This window comes from Nocardia sp. NPDC004278, from assembly GCF_053602975.1.
Map to the genome: position 1 here is coordinate 326603 of NZ_JBSGEQ010000003.1, position 17873 is coordinate 344475.

18 protein-coding genes are annotated in these 17873 nt (G+C 66.5%); 14 read left to right on the plus strand and 4 right to left on the minus strand.

Going from position 1 to position 17873, the window contains the following annotated elements; genetic code table 11:
• Nucleotides 1–22: 22 nt before the first annotated feature.
• Nucleotides 23–805: a manganese-binding transcriptional regulator MntR gene (gene mntR / locus ACWEO2_RS06455; protein WP_355177682.1), complete on the minus strand. Its 783-nt coding sequence runs from the start codon at nt 803–805 to the stop codon at nt 23–25.
• 135 nt (nt 806–940) lie between these two features.
• Here mntR and ACWEO2_RS06460 point away from each other — a divergent pair, with 135 nt between their 5' ends.
• The 4 genes from ACWEO2_RS06460 (at nt 941) to ACWEO2_RS06475 (ending at nt 6577) form a co-directional block, all read left to right on the plus strand.
• Nucleotides 941–1906 carry a bifunctional riboflavin kinase/FAD synthetase gene (locus ACWEO2_RS06460; RefSeq protein WP_452404397.1) on the plus strand — a complete coding sequence of 322 codons (966 nt, stop codon included), beginning with the start codon at nt 941–943 and terminating at the stop codon, nt 1904–1906.
• A 168-nt stretch (nt 1907–2074) separates the two neighbouring features.
• Nucleotides 2075–2344: a 30S ribosomal protein S15 gene (rpsO, locus tag ACWEO2_RS06465; protein ID WP_452404398.1), complete on the plus strand. Its 270-nt coding sequence runs from the start codon at nt 2075–2077 to the stop codon at nt 2342–2344.
• 568 nt (nt 2345–2912) lie between these two features.
• Complete coding sequence (locus ACWEO2_RS06470) at nt 2913–5186, plus strand: polyribonucleotide nucleotidyltransferase (protein ID WP_452404399.1); 2274 nt, start codon at nt 2913–2915, stop codon at nt 5184–5186.
• 80 nt (nt 5187–5266) lie between these two features.
• The gene (locus tag ACWEO2_RS06475) at nt 5267–6577 is read left to right on the plus strand and encodes a M16 family metallopeptidase (protein ID WP_452404400.1); all 1311 of its coding nucleotides are present in this window, start codon (nt 5267–5269) and stop codon (nt 6575–6577) included.
• Nucleotides 6578–6728: 151 nt separating this feature from the next.
• On the opposite strand, the gene ACWEO2_RS06480 is transcribed toward ACWEO2_RS06475, so the two are convergent.
• Complete coding sequence (locus tag ACWEO2_RS06480) at nt 6729–7058, minus strand: ArsR/SmtB family transcription factor (protein WP_452404401.1); 330 nt, start codon at nt 7056–7058, stop codon at nt 6729–6731.
• 21 nt (nt 7059–7079) lie between these two features.
• Between ACWEO2_RS06480 and ACWEO2_RS06485 the strand changes: the two genes are divergently transcribed.
• Both ACWEO2_RS06485 and ACWEO2_RS06490 read left to right on the plus strand, forming a co-directional pair.
• Nucleotides 7080–8345 (plus strand): MFS transporter, encoded by a 1266-nt coding sequence (locus ACWEO2_RS06485; protein WP_452404402.1) that lies wholly within the window; start codon nt 7080–7082, stop codon nt 8343–8345.
• Nucleotides 8346–8421: 76 nt separating this feature from the next.
• A complete protein-coding gene (locus ACWEO2_RS06490) occupies nt 8422–9822 on the plus strand; it encodes a pentapeptide repeat-containing protein (RefSeq protein WP_452404403.1) in 1401 nt (466 codons plus the stop codon).
• 64 nt (nt 9823–9886) lie between these two features.
• Here the strand turns inward: ACWEO2_RS06490 and ACWEO2_RS06495 are convergent, their stop codons facing one another.
• The gene (locus tag ACWEO2_RS06495; RefSeq protein WP_452404529.1) at nt 9887–10282 is read right to left on the minus strand and encodes a VOC family protein; all 396 of its coding nucleotides are present in this window, start codon (nt 10280–10282) and stop codon (nt 9887–9889) included.
• Nucleotides 10283–10481: 199 nt separating this feature from the next.
• Between ACWEO2_RS06495 and ACWEO2_RS06500 the strand changes: the two genes are divergently transcribed.
• On the plus strand, nt 10482–11588 hold the full coding sequence (locus ACWEO2_RS06500) for an alcohol dehydrogenase catalytic domain-containing protein (protein WP_452404404.1): 1107 nt from the start codon (nt 10482–10484) through the stop codon (nt 11586–11588).
• Between the two features lie 73 nt (nt 11589–11661).
• Here ACWEO2_RS06500 and ACWEO2_RS06505 read toward each other — a convergent pair whose 3' ends face one another.
• Nucleotides 11662–12099 carry a MarR family winged helix-turn-helix transcriptional regulator gene (locus tag ACWEO2_RS06505; RefSeq protein ID WP_452404405.1) on the minus strand — a complete coding sequence of 146 codons (438 nt, stop codon included), beginning with the start codon at nt 12097–12099 and terminating at the stop codon, nt 11662–11664.
• A gap of 59 nt (nt 12100–12158) precedes the next feature.
• On the opposite strand from ACWEO2_RS06505, the gene ACWEO2_RS06510 reads away from it, so the two are divergent.
• From ACWEO2_RS06510 to ACWEO2_RS06540, 7 genes are all read left to right on the plus strand, one after another.
• Nucleotides 12159–12566: a MarR family winged helix-turn-helix transcriptional regulator gene (locus ACWEO2_RS06510; protein ID WP_452404406.1), complete on the plus strand. Its 408-nt coding sequence runs from the start codon at nt 12159–12161 to the stop codon at nt 12564–12566.
• Nucleotides 12567–12666: 100 nt separating this feature from the next.
• Nucleotides 12667–13413, plus strand: a complete 747-nt coding sequence (gene dapB / locus ACWEO2_RS06515; RefSeq protein ID WP_355177704.1) for a 4-hydroxy-tetrahydrodipicolinate reductase — start codon at nt 12667–12669, stop codon at nt 13411–13413.
• Nucleotides 13414–13489: 76 nt separating this feature from the next.
• Nucleotides 13490–13996, plus strand: coding sequence for a hypothetical protein (locus ACWEO2_RS06520; RefSeq protein WP_452404407.1), 507 nt, complete (start codon nt 13490–13492; stop codon nt 13994–13996).
• Between the two features lie 322 nt (nt 13997–14318).
• Nucleotides 14319–14771 carry a flavodoxin family protein gene (locus ACWEO2_RS06525; RefSeq protein ID WP_354954648.1) on the plus strand — a complete coding sequence of 151 codons (453 nt, stop codon included), beginning with the start codon at nt 14319–14321 and terminating at the stop codon, nt 14769–14771.
• A 114-nt stretch (nt 14772–14885) separates the two neighbouring features.
• Nucleotides 14886–15569, plus strand: a complete 684-nt coding sequence (locus tag ACWEO2_RS06530) for a response regulator transcription factor (RefSeq protein WP_452404408.1) — start codon at nt 14886–14888, stop codon at nt 15567–15569.
• Between the two features lie 95 nt (nt 15570–15664).
• Nucleotides 15665–16858, plus strand: a complete 1194-nt coding sequence (locus ACWEO2_RS06535) for an ATP-binding protein (protein ID WP_452404409.1) — start codon at nt 15665–15667, stop codon at nt 16856–16858.
• Nucleotides 16851–17864 carry a hypothetical protein gene (locus tag ACWEO2_RS06540; RefSeq protein ID WP_452404410.1) on the plus strand — a complete coding sequence of 338 codons (1014 nt, stop codon included), beginning with the start codon at nt 16851–16853 and terminating at the stop codon, nt 17862–17864. The genes ACWEO2_RS06535 and ACWEO2_RS06540 overlap by 8 nt, the downstream gene beginning before the upstream one ends.
• The last annotated feature ends 9 nt before the right edge of the window (nt 17865–17873 follow it).

Sequence of the window (17873 nt, forward strand, 5' to 3'; positions counted from 1 at the left end):
AGCACTATTTCCGCCGACCTGTTCAGTCCCGGGTGCTGAGCCAGATGGCCTCGGCCGCCGGGCTGCCCAGATCGATGGTCCGGTCCGCGATGCGAATTGCGATGGTGCCCGCGAAGTCTCGGCGTTCCACCACCACGATCGGGGTATCCAGCGCGATGCCGACGGAATCGAAGTAGCGCAGCATATCCGGATCCGCATCGGAAATCCGAGCGACATGGCCGGATTCGCCCGCGCGAAAGTCACTGAGCTGGCGGGCCGGTGGGGTGGGCACCGCGCCATCGGCCGACGGAATGGGATCGCCGTGCGGATCCCGGTCTGGATAGCCGAGTTTCGCGTCGATGCGCGCCATCAGCAGTTCGGAGACCGCATGTTCGAGCACCTCGGCCTCATCGTGCACCTCGTCCCAGCCGTAGCCGAGTTCGTTGACGAGGAAGGTTTCGATCAGCCGATGCCGACGCACCATGGCGACGGCGGCGCGGCGGCCGTGCTCGGTCAGTGTGATGGACCCGTACCGGGCGTGTTCGACGAGGCCCTGATCGGCCAGCTTGCGGACCGCCTCGGAGACGGTGGAGGCCGAGACGCCGATCCGTTCGGCGAGCAGCTTCGTCGACACCTTTTCCTGTGACCACTCCTGAGCGGTCCAGATCACTTTCAAATAGTCCTGGGCGACCGAGGTGAGCTCCGGCGCAATCGTTGCGGTGCTGCCGTGGGGGCCTGTGGTCTCGGTCGGCTGCGCTGCGGTGTCGGCCAGCTCGCGTCGGGTTGCGATGTCTCGTTTACCGGGCACATGTTCGAGCTTATGCATATGACGGGTGATTCACACATCACGCCACCCGAGTGCACCCGGCGATTCACCGGGTGTACACGAGCGGCGCGGAATCGTGTGTGGATCGGCACCTCCGAATACTGTTCGACACCTGTTTTGCGTAGGCTGCGGACTGTGCAGAGATGGCGGAGCCTCGACGACGTACCCGCGGACTGGGGGCGGTGCGTACTCACGATCGGTGTATTCGACGGTGTGCATCGCGGCCACGCGCAGCTGATCAGCAGGGCGGTGAAGTCCGCTGCCGCGCGGGGTGTTCCGGCAGTGTTGATGACCTTCGACCCGCACCCGATGGAAGTGGTGCGTCCCGGTTCACATCCGGCGCAGCTGACCACCCTGACCCGGCGTGCGGAATTGGCCGAGGAACTCGGCGTCGACGTGTTCTGCGTGATGCCCTTCACCCAAGAATTCATGAAGCTGACCCCGGCGAGCTATGTGCACGATCTCCTGGTCGAGCGGTTGCATGTGGCCGAGGTCGTGGTCGGTGACAATTTCACCTTCGGCAAGAAGGCCGCTGGCACCATCGACACCATGCGCGAACTGGGTGAGCGCTTCGGCTTCGAGGTCGACGGTGTGAAGTTGCTCAGCGAGCACGCGGTCACCTTCTCCTCGACCTACATCCGAGCCTGCGTCGACGCGGGCGATATGGCCGCGGCCGCGGAGGCGCTCGGTCGTCCGCATCGCGTCGAGGGCGTGGTCGTGCACGGCGACGGCCGCGGCCGCGAGCTCGGATTCCCGACCGCGAATATCGCCCCGCCGATGTTCGCCGCCATCCCCGCCGACGGGGTGTACGCGGGTTGGTTCACCGTGCTCGGTCCCGGTCCGACCATCGGCACCGTGACGCCGGGGGAGCGGGCCATGGCCGCGATCTCGATCGGCACCAATCCCACCTTCTCCGGGCGGGCCCGCACGGTCGAGGCGTACGTCCTCGACCGGGAGGCCGATCTGTACGGCCAGCATGTCGCGGTGGATTTCGTCGAGCACCTGCGCGGCATGCGCAAGTTCGACTCCATCGATGAACTGCTCGAGGCCATGGGCCGCGACGTGGAAAACGCCCGCAAGGTCCTTACCACCATCGACTGACCTCCTAGCAGCGAGTTTGCTCGCGAGATTCGGTTCGGCGTACTGAATTCGGTACGGTGAACCGAATCCGGTAAGGTGGATCCTCGGGTTTGCTGCGGTCCGCGGCGGCACCCGGCCGGTTGACCGGAATCCTCGAGCGCGGAACTGAGAAATAGGAGTGGATGCCCCATGGCGCTGACCACCGAGCAGAAGTCGACGATTCTGGCCGAGTACGGCCTGCACGAGAAGGACACCGGTTCTCCGGAGGCGCAGATCGCGCTGCTGTCCAAGCGGATCGCCGATATCACCGAGCACCTGAAGAAGCACAAGCACGACCACCACACCCGCCACGGCCTGATGGCGCTGATCGGTCGTCGCAAGCGGCTGTCGAAGTACCTCGCGGACAAGGACATCCACCGCTACCGTTCGCTCATCGAGCGCCTCGGCCTGCGCCGGTAACATTTTGCAGCGCCTGCGGCGCTGCGTGTTCGCGGCCCCCTGGTGTCTCACATCCGAGCCGTCGAGACTCGCGACTTCGTCGCATGCGCTTCGACGACTCGGATGCGAGACGGGCCGCGAACGTCGCTCGCAAGACTCGCTCCGTGGTGGCTGAGTCGGGCTTGAAAGCGCTCGACACACGGTTCGCCCGAGGCGGTCGATCAGGTGGCCAACGGGGAGACGTACAATCTCCCCGTTGGCTATTTGTGTGTAAGGGGTAATTGCCAGAGCCACAACTTGTATGTTGCTCGAAACGGCACAATCCCGTTTTGCACGACAACATTGCACAGCCGTATGCACCCGCCCGCGTGGCGTCGGTCTTCGGTAGTGGCCTCCCGACAGGCGCGATGCCGTCGGCGGGCTTCGATCGATGACCGCCTCCGCGTCGCCGTTTCCAAGGGGATTCGGCCGGGTGTGCGCGTCGCAGCCAGGAGGGTTGCTGCGCGTCCGTATCCGGTACGGCTGACGAGAGCTGGATCGCGCCCCGATGCGCTCGATCCAGCGAAGACGAGAGGTTGAGAGCAGAAAAATGTCAGAGACAACTACATCGTCGGCCATTGAGGTCGAACCCGGTGTGTTCGAGTCCGTCGCGCTGATCGATAACGGCACCTACGGAACCCGCACCGTACGCTTCGAGACCGGCCGCCTGGCTCGTCAGGCCGCCGGTTCGGTCGTCGCCTACCTCGACGACGAGACCATGCTGCTGTCCGCAACCACCGCGGGCAAGCACCCCAAGGACCAGTTCGACTTCTTCCCGCTGACGGTCGACGTCGAAGAGCGCATGTACGCCGCGGGCCGCATTCCGGGTTCGTTCTTCCGTCGTGAGGGGCGCCCCTCCACCGACGCGATCCTGACCTGCCGCCTGATCGACCGTCCGCTGCGTCCGTCCTTCGTCGACGGCCTGCGCAATGAGATCCAGGTCGTGGTCACCGTGCTGAGCCTGAACCCGAACGATCTGTACGACGTCGTGGCCATCAACGCCGCATCCGCGTCCACCCAGATCGCGGGCCTGCCGTTCTCCGGCCCGGTCGGCGGCGTGCGCGTCGCGCTGATCGACGGCCAGTGGGTCGCATTCCCGACCGTCGAGCAGCTCGAGGGCGCGGTCTTCGACATGGTGGTCGCGGGTCGGGTCGTCGAGTCCGGCGACGTCGCGATCATGATGGTCGAGGCGGAGGCCACCGATAAGGTCATCGCATTGGTCGCGGACGGTGCGCAGGCGCCGACCGAGGCCGTGGTGGCGCAGGGCCTCGAGGCCGCCAAGCCGTTCATCGCCCGCCTGTGCAAGGCACAGCAGGATCTGGCCTCGCTGGCGTCCAAGCCGACCGAGGAGTTCCCGCTCTTCCCGCCGTACGAGGCCGATGTCTACGAGGCCGTCGAGGGCACCGCCAAGCGCGAGCTGGGCGAGGCGCTGTCGATCGCCGACAAGCAGGAGCGCGAGGCGAAGATCGATGAGATCAAGCTCGCCGTGCTGGACCGGCTCGTCGACGATTTCACCGGTCGCGAGAAGGAGCTGGGCGCGGCGTTCCGCTCGGTCACCAAGAAGCTGGTGCGCCAGCGCATTCTGTCCGACGGCTTCCGCATCGACGGTCGCGGTCTGGCCGATATCCGTGCGCTCTCGGCCGAGGTCGCGGTGATTCCGCGGGCCCACGGTTCGGCGCTGTTCGAGCGTGGCGAGACCCAGATCATGGGCGTCACCACCCTCGATATGGTGAAGATGGCCCAGCAGGTCGACTCGCTCGGCCCGGAGACCTCCAAGCGTTACATGCACCACTACAACTTCCCGCCGTTCTCCACCGGTGAGACCGGTCGCGTCGGTTCGCCGAAGCGTCGCGAGATCGGCCACGGCGCGCTGGCCGAGCGGGCGCTCATCCCGGTGCTGCCGAGTCAGGAAGAGTTCCCCTACGCCATCCGTCAGGTCTCGGAAGCGTTGGGCTCCAACGGTTCCACCTCGATGGGTTCGGTCTGTGCCTCGACCCTGTCGCTGCTGAACGCCGGTGTGCCGCTGAAGGCGCCGGTCGCCGGTATCGCCATGGGCCTGGTGTCGGACACCATCACCAACGACAAGGGTGAGGCGGAGGTCCGCTACGTCGCGCTGACCGATATCCTCGGCGCCGAGGATGCCTTCGGTGATATGGACTTCAAGGTCGCCGGCACCCCGGACTTCGTCACCGCGCTGCAGCTGGACACCAAGCTGGACGGCATCCCCTCGCAGGTGCTGGCCGGCGCGCTGAGCCAGGCGCACGATGCCCGCACCACCATCCTGGAGGTCATGGCCGAGGCCATCGCCACTCCGGACGAGATGAGCCCGTACGCACCGCGCGTCACCGCGATCAAGATCCCGGTCGACAAGATCGGTGAGGTCATCGGCCCGAAGGGCAAGGTGATCAACCAGATCACCGAGGAGACCGGCGCCAATATCTCGATCGAAGATGACGGCACCGTCTACGTCGGTGCGACCAACGGCCCCGCGGCGCAGGCGGCGATCGACCAGATCAACGCCATCGCGAACCCGCAGCTGCCGAAGGTCGGCGAGCGCTTCCTCGGCACGGTCGTCAAGACCACCGCCTTCGGCGCGTTCGTCTCGCTGCTGCCCGGCCGCGACGGCCTGGTGCACATCTCCAAGCTGGGCAACGGCAAGCGCGTGGCCAAGGTCGAGGACGTGGTGAACGTCGGCGACAAGCTGCGCGTGGAGATCGCCGATATCGACAACCGCGGCAAGATTTCGCTGGTTCCCGTCGATGAGAACGCCGACGAGCCCGCGGCGGCCGACGCCGTTGATGCGGGCCCGGCGGAGACCGAGTAGTACTTGTCTCTGTGACGAAGAAGAAGACGGCAACCCCTCTGCTCCGCGGCGAGCAGGGGGGTTCGTCTCCGGAGCTGCGGATGGATCAGATGCGGGCCAGCGACTCCGGAGTACGGCGGACCGTGCTACCCGGCGGTCTGCGTGTGGTCACCGAACATGTGCCCGGCGTGCGTTCGGCATCGATCGGTGTGTGGGTCGGGGTCGGCTCGCGCGATGAAGGCGCAACGGTCGCGGGCGCGGCGCACTTTCTAGAACACTTGCTGTTCAAGGCGACTCCGACTCGCTCGGCGCTGGATATTGCGCAGGCGATGGATGCGGTCGGCGGCGAACTCAACGCGTTCACCGCGAAGGAGCAGACCTGCTACTACGCCCACGTCCTCGACGAGGATCTGCCACTGGCCGTGGATATGGTCTCCGATGTGGTACTCAACGGCCTGTGCCGGGCCGAGGATGTGGACGTCGAACGACAGGTGGTGCTCGAGGAGATCGCCATGCGCGACGACGATCCGGAGGATCTGGTCGGCGACGCCTTCCTGTCCGCGCTCTTCGGTGATCATCCGATCGGGCGTCCGGTGATCGGCTCCGTCGAAACCATCGAGGCGATGAATGCCGCGCAATTGCGCGGTTTCCATCTGCGTCGCTACCGGCCGGACCGGATGGTCGTCGCGGTCGCGGGCAATGTGGAGCACGACCACACCGTGGAACTGGTGCACCGTGCCTTCGGCCCCCGGCTCGATCCGTCCGCCGAACCCGCCCGGCGGCGCGAGGGCCGGTTTCGACCGCACGGCGTGCCGCAGTTGCACTGGAACCACCGCGATAGCGAACAGGCACACTTGGCCTTCGGCGTGCGTGCCTTCGGGCGGCACGAGGGGGAGCGGCGCTGGCCGCTGTCGGTGCTCAATACCGTCGTCGGCGGCGGGTTGAGTTCGCGTCTGTTCCAACGCATTCGGGAGGAGCGCGGGCTGGCGTACTCGGTGTACTCCAGCGTGGACACCTTCGCCGATACCGGTGCGTTCTCGGTGTACATCGGCTGCCAGCCGGAAAATCTCGGCAAGGTGGCAGCACTGGCGCGCGGCGTGCTCGAAGAGATCGCGGCCAACGGGATCACCGATGCGGAATGCGCTCGCGCCAAGGGTTCGTTGCGTGGCGGACTGGTACTTGGGCTGGAGGATTCGGCATCGCGCATGAACCGGATCGGTCGCAGCGAACTGAGTTACGGCAATCACCGCAGCGTTTCGGAGACGCTGGCCCGCATCGATGCGGTGACCACCGAGGAGGTTTCGGCAATCGCCCGCACCCTGCTGGCGCGGCCGTTCGCGGCTTCCGTGGCCGGGCCGTACCGGCGGACTCGGGAATTGCCTGCCACGGTGCGGCGATTGGTCGAGAGCTGAAGTAGATCCCCTGGGGGCCGGAGTGATTCGCTCCGGTCTTCGATCTGCAAAGGTGGGCCCGCGATCACGTTTCGACGCTTGTGCGGTTGGCGCGGCGCTCTATGTTCGCCGTGGTGTCGGAAGCGACGATTGGCGGTCGGCCGACCGCGGATCACTCGCTGCGGGCGCGATTGGCGGCGTCGACGATCGAGGGCAGCAGGCCCGGCAGGGCATTGTCGAGATCCTCGGAGCGCAGGCGCTGGCAGGTCTGGCCGTCGATGATCAGTCGCTCGATAACACCGGCTTCGCGCAGAATCTTGAAGTGGTGGGTCGCGGTCGATTTGTTGATCACCTCGTAGAGCGCACCACAGCGCATGGCGGTGCCCGCATTGCTGAGTCGGCGGACCATCTCCAATCGCACCGGATCCTGTAGTGCTCCGAGCACGGCGGGTAATGAGGCAACCGGCGGTGCCTCGGTGGCCGATTCCTTAGTTTCGGTCATGATCTACCTCACAGTGGTTTGATGACCATCGTACCGGCTGTATCGTCTCTATGGTTCGATCATCATCAAACTTACCTGATCGGGGTTCCGATGGCAGCGACAATGACGGTGGCGGCCGACCAACAGACCTCTCAGCGTTGGGCCTACCCGCTGATTCTGGCGGCGAGCGGCGTGGCGCTCGGCGTCTCGGGGGTGCCCGCGCCGCTGTACGGCATGTACCAGAAGGAATGGCATTTCTCGCCGCTGACGACGACATTCGTCTTCGCGGTCTACGCATTCGCGGCGCTGGCCGCGGTGCTGGTCTCGGGGCGTATCTCCGATGTGGTCGGCCGCAAGCCGGTGCTGCTCGGTGCGTTCGCGACCATGATCATCGGGCTGGTGGTCTTCCTGCTGGCCGATAATGTCGCGATGCTGTTGGTGGCGCGGGCGCTGCACGGACTGGCGGTCGGCTCGACCGTGGTGGCCGGTGCCGCGGCGCTGCTCGATCTGCGCCCGAAGCACGGTGCGCGGTCGGGGCAGCTCAGTGGCGTTGCCTTCAATGTCGGTATGGCCGTGGCGATTCTGGGGTCGGCGGTGCTGGCGCAGTACGCGCCGCATCCGCTGCGCATGCCCTACGTCGTGATCACCGTGGTGTGCCTGCTCATCGGACTCGGCGTCGTCGCATTGCGCGAACCGCATACCGCGCGGGTGGCCGGACGCATCCAGATCGCGAAACCGGCAGTGCCGCAGGAGATTCGCGGTGACTTCTGGTTCTCGGCACTGGGCGTCATGGCAGCCTGGTCGGTGCTCGGTGTGCTGCTGTCGCTGTATCCTTCGCTCGCTTCGGCGGAGACGGGCATTCACAATCTGGTCTTCGGTGGTGCGGTCGTCGCCTCGACCGCGGTGGCCGGTGCCACGGCTCAGCTGTTCGCGACCGGAATTCCGGCGCGGCGCGCGGCGATCGGCGGCGATGCCGGCATGGCGGTGGCGCTGGTGTTGACGGTGCCCGCCTTGCACACCGGCAACTGGGTCGTGGTGCTGCTGGCCGGAGTGTTGCTCGGCGTGACGTTCGGGCTCGGATTCGGTGGTTCGCTGCGGCATCTGTCCGAGGTTGTGCCGCAGCACAAGCGGGGCGAGACCATGTCGGCGTACTACCTGCTCGCCTACACGGCCATGGCACTGCCGACCATCCTGGCCGGATGGGCGGCGACCGAGTGGGGGCTGAGCGAAGTGTTCCCGTGGTTCGTCGGCGCGGTCGCCTTCGCCTGCCTGGTGGCGGCGGGGCTGGGTCTGCGGCGCAATCGGTAGTCGAAAACCCAAGGGGCACAGACTCGGCCGATCTCATCCGGTAGTGGGCGAGCGACAATCCGGCTAACATGCGGTGATGCGATGGGGGCGGTTGGGCGACCGACTACACCGCGCGGCATTGTTGCTCGCGGTGTTCGGTGCGGTGGTCGGCGGATTGGTGATCGCCGGGCTGACCTGGTGGTTGTTGTGGTGGCTACTGGGTGCGAAGGCCGAGACCCCGAATCAGTTGGACCTCACCAAGATCGCGCTATCGGTGGCGGCCGGAGTTGGCGGGGCGGTCGCGCTGGTGGTGGCATATCGGCGGCAGCGGGATCTGGAGCGGGGACGGTTCGCGGAGTTGTTCGGGGCGGCGGCACGGCAGTTGGGGGATGCGGATGCGGCGGTTCGGATCGCCGGGGTCTATGCGATGGCGGGGGTGGCGGACGAATTCTCGGCACCGAGCCGAAGACAGCAGTGCATCGATGTGATGTGCGGATATCTGCAGCTGCCGTACGAACCGGCCGATGGGGCGAATCATCTTGTCTCGCGGGCCGAGTCGGCGGAGGAAGCCGGGGTCAGGGTCGAGCGGATCTACGAATTCCGGCGCAATGATCGGGAGGTGCGTCGCGCGATCGTGCGAGTGATCGCACAACATCTGAAGCCGTCGGCGGAGATCTCGTGGTCGGCGTGCACATTCACCTTCAATAACGCGGTGATCGAGCAGGCGGACTTTCGGTATGCGGTGTTCCGGGGACGGCATACCTCATTTGCCGGAGCGACCTTCATCGGACCGACGACCTTCGAGTTCGCGAGCTTCGCCGGGCTGCATCTGACCTTCCGCGGCGCGACCTTTCGGGCGGGTCCGGCGCTGTTCGATCGCGCGGGGTTCGGGTCCGATCGCATGGAGCGGCGTGAACCGGCAGGTGTCGGCACCACCTTCGCCGAGGTCACCTTCGAAGATCCGGCATCGTTCGAGGGTGCGACCTTCCGGGGTCCGCGCACCGACTTCAGCGGCGCACGCTTCCTCGGCGCTCGAACCTCGTTCCAGGACGTGAAGTTCCGGGCCGAGCTGACCTCGTTCGAGCGGGCTGCCTTCGATGGTGACCACATCGCCTTCGACCGCGCCGAATTCACGAGTCCCCATGTCACATTCAAAAGCGCACAGTTCTACGCCACGCTCACCGCCTTTGACGAGGCCAGGGTGGGCACGCCGAATCGATTGCGCAACCGGGGCGCCCGCGAAACGGACTTCTCGCGGGCGGAGTTCCACGGTGATATCAGGTTCCCGCGGACCGTGTTCGGCGGGCGCATGGTCGACTTCACCGAGGGTGACTTCTTCGGCGATATCTCGTTCCTCGGCACCCGTTTCGCCGCCCAGGAAGTCCACTTCGATCGCCCGAAGGCCTGGGTGGGCACGCATTTCGACTGGGATGACGTGCCCACGCGCAAACCGACCAGCGTCAAACCCAATCCCTGGCCGCCGACCGCGGCGGGGTGATGCGCAGCCGCCGCATATGGTGTCGTGTCGGGGCAGCCGCGTGTGCGCTGCCCCGACGGGCGCACTACGTCGGCCAACCGCCGTACGGGACGGTGATCAGCTCCAGGAAGTGACCGTTGGGGTCGAGGAAGTAGACGCCGCGACCGCCGTCATTGTGGTTGATCTCGTTGACGCCCTGTTGCCGTGGATCGGCCCAGTGCTCCAGTTTGTAGCGCTGGATCTTGGCGTAGGCCGCGTCGAACTCGGCCTCGGAGATCAGGAATGCGTAGTGCTGGGGCTGGATTTCGGTGATGTGCGGTGGCACGTTCGCGAAGTCGAAGGTGACTCCATTACCCGTGGGAAGCGGGATGAACGGGCCCCACTCTTTGCCCAGTTCCAAACCCAGGATGTCCGACCAGAATTCGGCGGACACCCGATGGTCGTGACAACCGACAATGGTGTGATTGAACTGTACTGACAGGGGATTACTCCTTGTGTGGTGACGGTCCCGACCCCGGGCTCGGTACAAGGCGGCCTACGGGAGCACCGTCACGGGCGTCGAGGCTAGCGAATCGGTTCCCACCGTGCCACCCCCGAGTGATCGGGACCATCATTCGTCGAGCGCGTTTCCGGCTGTGACCCACTTCGCTGGCTGCGATGCCGCGCGGTAGCGTCGTGGAATGAAGATTCGAGGGGCGGTCCTGGAGCGGATCGCAGCGCCCGTGCCGTTCGCCGAGTCGGCGCCGATCACCGTCTGTGAACTGGACCTCGGCGAGCCGGGGCCAGGGGAGCTGCTGGTGCGGATCGAGGCCGCCGGACTCTGTCATTCGGACCTGTCGGTGGTGGACGGGAACCGGGTGCGACCAGTGCCGATGCTGCTCGGACACGAGGCGGCGGGCATTGTCGAGGCGGTGGGACCCGGCGGCAGTGATCTCGCGGTGGGGCAGCGCGTGGTGATGACCTTCCTGCCGCGCTGCGGGGACTGCGCGGGCTGCGCCAGCGAGGGCCGCACGCCATGTGGGCCGGGCAGTGCGGCCAATAATGCAGGTGAGCTATTGAATGGTGGGCGGCGGCTGCACCGCGCGGGTACTGAGGTGCACCATCATCTCGGGGTGTCCGCCTTCGCCACGCATGCCGTCGTCGATCGCCGATCGGTGGTGCCGGTCGATGCCGATGTGCCGCCGGAGGTCGCGGCGGTGTTGGGTTGCGCGGTGCTGACGGGTGGTGGGGCGCTGCTCAATTCCGTGAAGCCCGGTCCGGCCGACCGGATCATGGTGGTCGGGCTCGGTGGTGTCGGGATGGCGGCGGTGCTCGTCGCGGTGTCGCTGGGCGAGCACGAGGTGATCGCCGTCGATACCGTCGCGGAAAAGCTCGCTCTCGCAAAGGAACTCGGCGCAACCGCCGCCTACACGCCGGCCGAAATCGCGGAACAGGGCATCGTGGCCGATATCGTTGTCGAGGCCGCGGGCAATGTCCGTGCCTTCGAAACCGCCATCGCCGCAACGGGACCCGGCGGTACGACAGTCACCGTCGGCCTGCCCGCCCCCGATGCCCGCGCGAGCATTTCACCTCTCGCCCTGGTCGCCCAGGGGCGCACCATCATCGGCAGCTATCTCGGCTCGGCAGTCCCATCGCGTGACATCCCCGAATACGTCCGCATGTGGCGCGCGGGTCGCCTGCCCGTCGAGAAGCTGGTGTCCTCCCATGTCGGGTTGGACGAAATCAACCATGCCATGGACGAATTGGCCGCAGGGCATGCGCTGCGGCAAGTGATCGTGTTCGAGTAGTCCGCCCGCGGTGCCCTTTCGGGACACCCGCTTAGATGGCCTGTGCGCTGGATTACGGCGGCGATCGAGATGCTCAGGTTTCCCGCCTGTCCAATGCGTCGACGAATTGTCCCAGCAGGCGGGCGAATTCGGTGCGCTCGCAATCGGTCCAGTCCGACATCGCGGCTGCCATGGCGGCGCGGCGGCCATCGCGGGCCGCGGTCACGACGGCGTGCCCGGTGGGGGTCAGCCGCAGGACGGCTCGCCTGCCATCCTGCTGATCCGCGACCCGTTCGAGATGTCCGGATGAAACCGCTTGGGCGACAAGGCGACTCGCGCGCGGTTGATCGACGCCCAGCGCGGGGGCGAGGGCTCCGACGCTAGCTGCGCTGGTACCGGCCACCGCATCCAGCACCCGGAAGACCGCGACGGGCACCGGCGAATCCTTGCCGAGTGCCCCCCGCGTCTGACGCCGCCGAACCCGGACCATTGCCGCCTCGACGGCCTCGGTGACTACATCGTGCTCTTCCATTCTCTCCACTTTCATGTCATATTACATGTAGTTGTAATTCTACATGTATCGGAGGAATCGTGGCAGCACAACGCCCGATCGGTTACTGGCTCAAGGAACTCGATCGCCTGATCAATGCCCGCTTCGAGGACGACCTGGCCGCCGCCGGGCTGACTCGTCGGCACTGGCAGATGCTCAACTCGCTGGCCGAAGGCCCCCGCCCCGCCGCCGATGTCCGCGACGGTCTTGCGCCATTCTGGAACGACGTGTCGGAGTGGGACATTCAACTCGCGTATCTGGTAGACCGCGGCGACATCACCGACGATTCGGGCACCCTGGCCCTCACCGCAGCGGGCCGCACCACCCATCAGGAAGCCTTCGCCCTGATCGGCAAGCGCCGCCGCGCCATGCTCGACGGCATTACCGATGAGCAGTACGGCGAGACGGTCCGCCTGCTCGAAAGGATGGCCGAAAATATGGCCGCCTAGCAGTGCAACGTAGCCATGCGTACCCGGCGGGAGGTCAGCGGAGGGGGATGTGAGCAGGGTCGATAGGCTTGCGGGGACAGCAGGCGAATGAGGAGGTGCGGTGACCATTCGGGTCGGAGTGCTCGGTGCGCGCGGAAAAGTCGGGCAGGCCATCTGCGAGGCGGTGCAGGCGGCGGGCGATCTGGAGTTGGTCGCTACCGTCGATAAGGACGATTCGCTGGAGGCGTTCACCGAGTCCGGGACGCAGGTGGTCGTCGACTTCACCAATCCCGATGTGGTGATGGGGAATCTGAAGTTCCTGGTGGAACGCGGGATTCACGCGGTCGTCGGCACCACCGGATTCGATGCGGCGCGCCTGGACGAGGTGCGCGGCTGGCTGGCCGGGCAACCGGAGACCGGTGTGCTGATCGCCCCGAACTTCGCCATCGGCGCGGTGCTGTCCATGCGCTTCGCCGAACAGGCGGCCCGATTCTTCGATTCGGTCGAGGTCATCGAACTGCACCACCCGAATAAGCTCGACGCCCCCTCGGGTACCGCCTACCGCACCGCAGGCCTGATCGCCGCGGCCCGGGACAAGGCCGGAGTCGGCCGCAGCCCCGACGCCACCACCCAGGAACTCGACGGTGCGCGCGGCGCCGACGTCGACGGCGTCCGGGTGCATTCGGTGCGCCTGGCCGGACTCGTCGCGCACCAAGAGGTGCTGTTCGGCACCCAGGGCGAAACCCTCACCATCCGGCACGATTCCATCGACCGCTCCTCCTTCGCCCCCGGTGTGCTGCTCGGCGTGCGCCAGATCGCGAACCGCCCCGGCCTGACCGTCGGGCTCGACCCGTTCCTGGATCTGTGAGCGAGCGCAGCGAGGGAACCATGGCCACGGCCGCCCGGGCGGTCATGGCGGAACCGAGCATCAGCGAGGTGGAGTCATGAACGCCCCAGAACCGGTCGAGGCGGGCCGCGGCACCGAGGTCCGCAAGGTCGTCTTGTTCATCGCGGTCCTGGTCGTCGTGCTTGGCTTCTATTTTGTGCTGCTCGGCCGCATCGCGATCAGCCTGATCGGTTCCGGTGACGCGCCCGCCGTGATCATCGGCATCGGTGTGCTGATCCTGCCGCTGCTCGGCGTCTGGATCGTCGTGGCCACCGTCCGCGCCGCCCTGGCACACCAGCATCTGGCCCGTCGCATCCACGAGGAGGGCCTGGAACTCGACACCTCCGAACTACCCCGCCGCCCCTCCGGCCGCATCGAACGTGAAGCCGCCGACCAATTGTTCAACCAGGTCAAACAGGAATGGGAGGCCGATCCCGACAACTGGCGCGTCTCCTACCGCCTGGCCCGCGCCTACGACTACGCCGGTGACCGCAGCCGCGCCCGGGAAACCATGCGGCGCGCAGTCGCGCTGGAGAAGATCGAAAGCGATCAGCGCGCGGATTGATCACGCGCCTGCCTGACAAAGACCCCCGAACAGATCAGTCCCCGGTAGTCTCCATCGAATTCGTGGGTCTCAACCGTCGTTGATTACTCCGATATTCGACTGACTTGCCGGGGGCCTGGCCAGATCCTGGAAGGTGTCTCCGATATCGACGAACGTCTTCGTCCGACAGTTCGGCACTTTCCGGTATTCCGGTGTAACCCTTAATTTTCCTCTACTTTTGTCGCCAGTCAATAGCTAGATGCCCTGGAATATGCCCGATTTTTGGCTCAATGGTGTGCTGGTGTCCCACCCTTAACTCGAGTGCGGCAGTACGCTGCTGGATGTGTCTCGGCTGCTGATCATTCATCACACTCCGTCACCGCATATGCAGGCGATGTTCGAGGCCGTGGTGTCCGGTGCGACAGATCCGGAGATCGAGGGTGTCGAGGTGCAACGCCGGGCGGCGCTGGCGGTTACCGCCAGCGATGTGTTGGGCGCGGATGGTTATCTGCTCGGTAGCCCGGCGAATCTGGGTTATATGTCCGGTGCGCTCAAGCATGCGTTCGATACCTTCTACTACCCGTGTCTGGACTCGACGCGTGGTCGGCCGTTCGGCTTCTACCTGCACGGCAATGAGGGCACCGAAGGGGCCGAACGCGGAGTGGTCAGCGTGACCAATGGGCTCGGCTGGGAGAAGGTCGCGGCGCCGGTTATCGTGATGGGCCCGCCCTCCAAGGACGATCTTCAGCGCTGCTGGGAGCTCGGGGCGACCGTCGCGGCGCACCTCATGGCGTGACGGCCCCCGAATTTTGGTGTCTGACAGGTCGCCGCGGCAGCCGGGCATACTACGAGGTGACGTTGTAGCGGTGGGGATGTGGACGAGTTTGCTCGGGAACGGAGTGTTGAGGTGATGTGGGCCGAAGGGGGCGAAACAGCACCGCGCCGAATTGGGTTGGTCGAGGACCACGAATCGGTGGCGATCGGGCTGGCCGCGATGCTGGCGCCGGAACCCGATCTAGATCTGGTGCTGACAGCGGGGACCGTACCGGAACTGCTCGCGGCGGCGGCGAATAGCGCGCCGCTGGATCTGGTCGTCCTCGATCTGCGACTGGCCGATGGATCCTCGCCGGAAGACAATGTGCGCGCGCTGCGCAACCGCGGCGTCGAGGTCCTGGTATTCACCGGCGCGGATAACGCGTTCCTGGTGCGTGCCGCCGCGAAGGCCGGTGTACTCGGCGTGGTGCGCAAGTCCGAGGATGTGCCGACCGTGGTCGCGGCGGTGCGTCGCGCCGCCTCGGGTGAGCAGGTGGTGACCACCGACTGGGCTGCCGCCATCGATGGTGATCCGCAGCTGTCCGACGTGGGTCTGAGCCCGCGCCAGGAAGAGGTGCTCACGCTCTACGCCTCCGGTGAGAAGGCCTCCCGCGTCGCGCGGCTGACCGGACTCTCCGAACAGACCGTCAACGACTATCTTGGGCGCATCCGGCAGAAGTACGCCGATGCGGGGCGTCCGGCTCCCACCAAAACCGACCTCTACAAGCGGGCGGTCGAGGACGGATGGCTACCAGTTCCCGAGCGGCAGACCCGGGGATGACCGCGTCCAGCATGCTGGACACCTCATCACCAACCGCGAGTTCGGCCGCGCTCGACCCACTCCGGGCGAGTCGATGGCGCCGTGGGCGGGCCGCGGTGTCCAGACAGAAGATTGTCGAGGCGGCCTCGGATCGCATTCTGCGCCGCATGGGTCTGGCCGTCGGCATCGCCGGAATGATCGTCGCGATCGTCGAACTGCCCGATATCGCCGACCAGGTCAAATTCGTCTCCAGCCCGTGGGCGGGCGTGGTGGTCGGCGTGGCGCTGGGATGGTTCCCGGTGCTCGCGGTCGTATCGATCGCGATGGGCACCAGGGTGATCCGCGTGGTGGCGGGCGCGGCCGCGGTGAGTTACCTTGCGGCGCTGGCGACCATGCCGTTCATCTATGCCGAACCGCTGACCGATACCGCATCGGTGTGGATGTATCGAGTGCTCGCGCTCGGTGTGCTGGCCGCGGTGCTGGCCTGGCGTCCGGCGCTGGCCGTGGCCTATCTGCTGGTTGCCGCCGCGGCCGCGGCGCTGGCGAACCGGTATGTGGTGCCCGACGCGACGGTGTGGTCACTGATCGACGACTTCGCCAGGGCCGCTGGCCTGTGTGCGCTTTTCCTCTGGTGCTGTATCTACGCGCTGGCGGCGGCCGCGCGGGTGGACCGTGAATCGGTTATCGCGAGTCGGCGTGCGGCGGCGGTGGCCGGTGCGGCGGCCCGGGATCGGGAGCGCGCCCGATTCGCCGCGCTCATCCACGACGCGGTGCTGTCGACGCTGCTCGATGCCTCGCGCGCCGGTGCCGAATCGCCGGTACTGCGCCGTCAGGCCGAACGCACGCTCGAACAACTCGACGAATGTCGCGGCGCCAATACCGAACCCGACCGTTTGGACGCGCAATCGGCGATCGGCTTCCTGCGCGCAGCAGTGTACGAGGTGAATCCGGCAATCCGCTTCACCGCGCGGCGCTGGGCCGGACTCGATGATCTGCGACTGCCCGTGCAAGCCGCTGGCACCATCGCAGCCGCGCTCGCCGAGTCGGCGCGAAATAGTCTGCGCCACGCCACCGTTGCGGGCCGCGATGTGCAGCGCACCGTCACGGTGACGATCAGTGCGGGCGGTATCCGGGTCGTATTCCGTGACGACGGAGCGGGTTTCGATCTGGATCGGGTGCCCGCCGATCGGCTCGGTGTCTCGGTGAGCATCCTCGGCCGGATGCGCCAACTGGCCGGTGGGGCCGGATTCGTGGAATCTCAACCGGGGGAGGGCACCACGGTGACCCTGGTCTGGGGTGGCGATGGCTGACACCGGTAACGAATTCGGTCTGCGCGACCTGCTCGGTCTGCGGGACCGGTCGGCATGGCTGTTCCTGGTCATCTTCGAGGCGACGATCCTGCTCTACATGACGCGCAATTTCGCCGAATCGCCGCTGATTCTGGCCCTGATCGCGCTGGTGCTGCTGGTCGGGGCGGGGGTGGTGGTCCTGGTGATTCCGGTCGACCCGCTGCCACTGCCCGCAGCGATCGCGGTGGCCGCGGCCGGACCGCTCGCGACCGCGCTGACCACCGTCGATATCGATCATGGCGTGTCCAAACAGGTCTGGACCGCATTCGCCTCGTCCTATGTGCTCGCGGTGCTGGTGTTGCGCGGCCGTTTGGGCGCGGCCTGGTGGGGTGTGGCCGGGATCGCGGCGGTGATCGCGGTGGTCGGCGCGACGACCGGACTGCGCGTGGTGGTCGGATCCATCGTGCCGATCGCCACGGTGGCCGGGGTCTCGATCGGCGCGGCAGTCATGCGGCCGATGCAGCGTTCGCTGCGGCTGCTGCGGGAGGAGGCGACCATGCGCGCGGCCGCTGAGGCGACCATGGCCGCGCAGAACGGTGAGCGCGATCGGCAACTGGCCCGGCTCGACAAGGTGGCCCGCCCGATTCTGGAACGCATTGCCGACGGCGCGGAACTCACCGCAGGTGAGCGGGAGGAGTGCCGACTGCTCGAGGCCGAACTGCGCGACGGATTGCGCGCGCCCCAGTTGGTGACCGACGAGCTGAGCAGTGCCGCCCGCGGCGCGCGCTCACGCGGGGTCGAGGTGGTGCTGCTGGATGACGGTGGTTTCGCCGGGGTCCCGAAGTGGGTGCGCCAGCAGGTGATCGAATCCGCGACCCGCGAATTGGACGCGGCCAATGTCGGTTCGGTCACCGTGCGGGTGCTGCCGATGGGACGGCGGGTGCTCGCCACGGTGCTCGCGAACGCACCGGACTGCGATCGGCGCACCGAGATCGATACCGCGGGTGAGGTCTCGGTCTCGACGTGATCTGTCGGA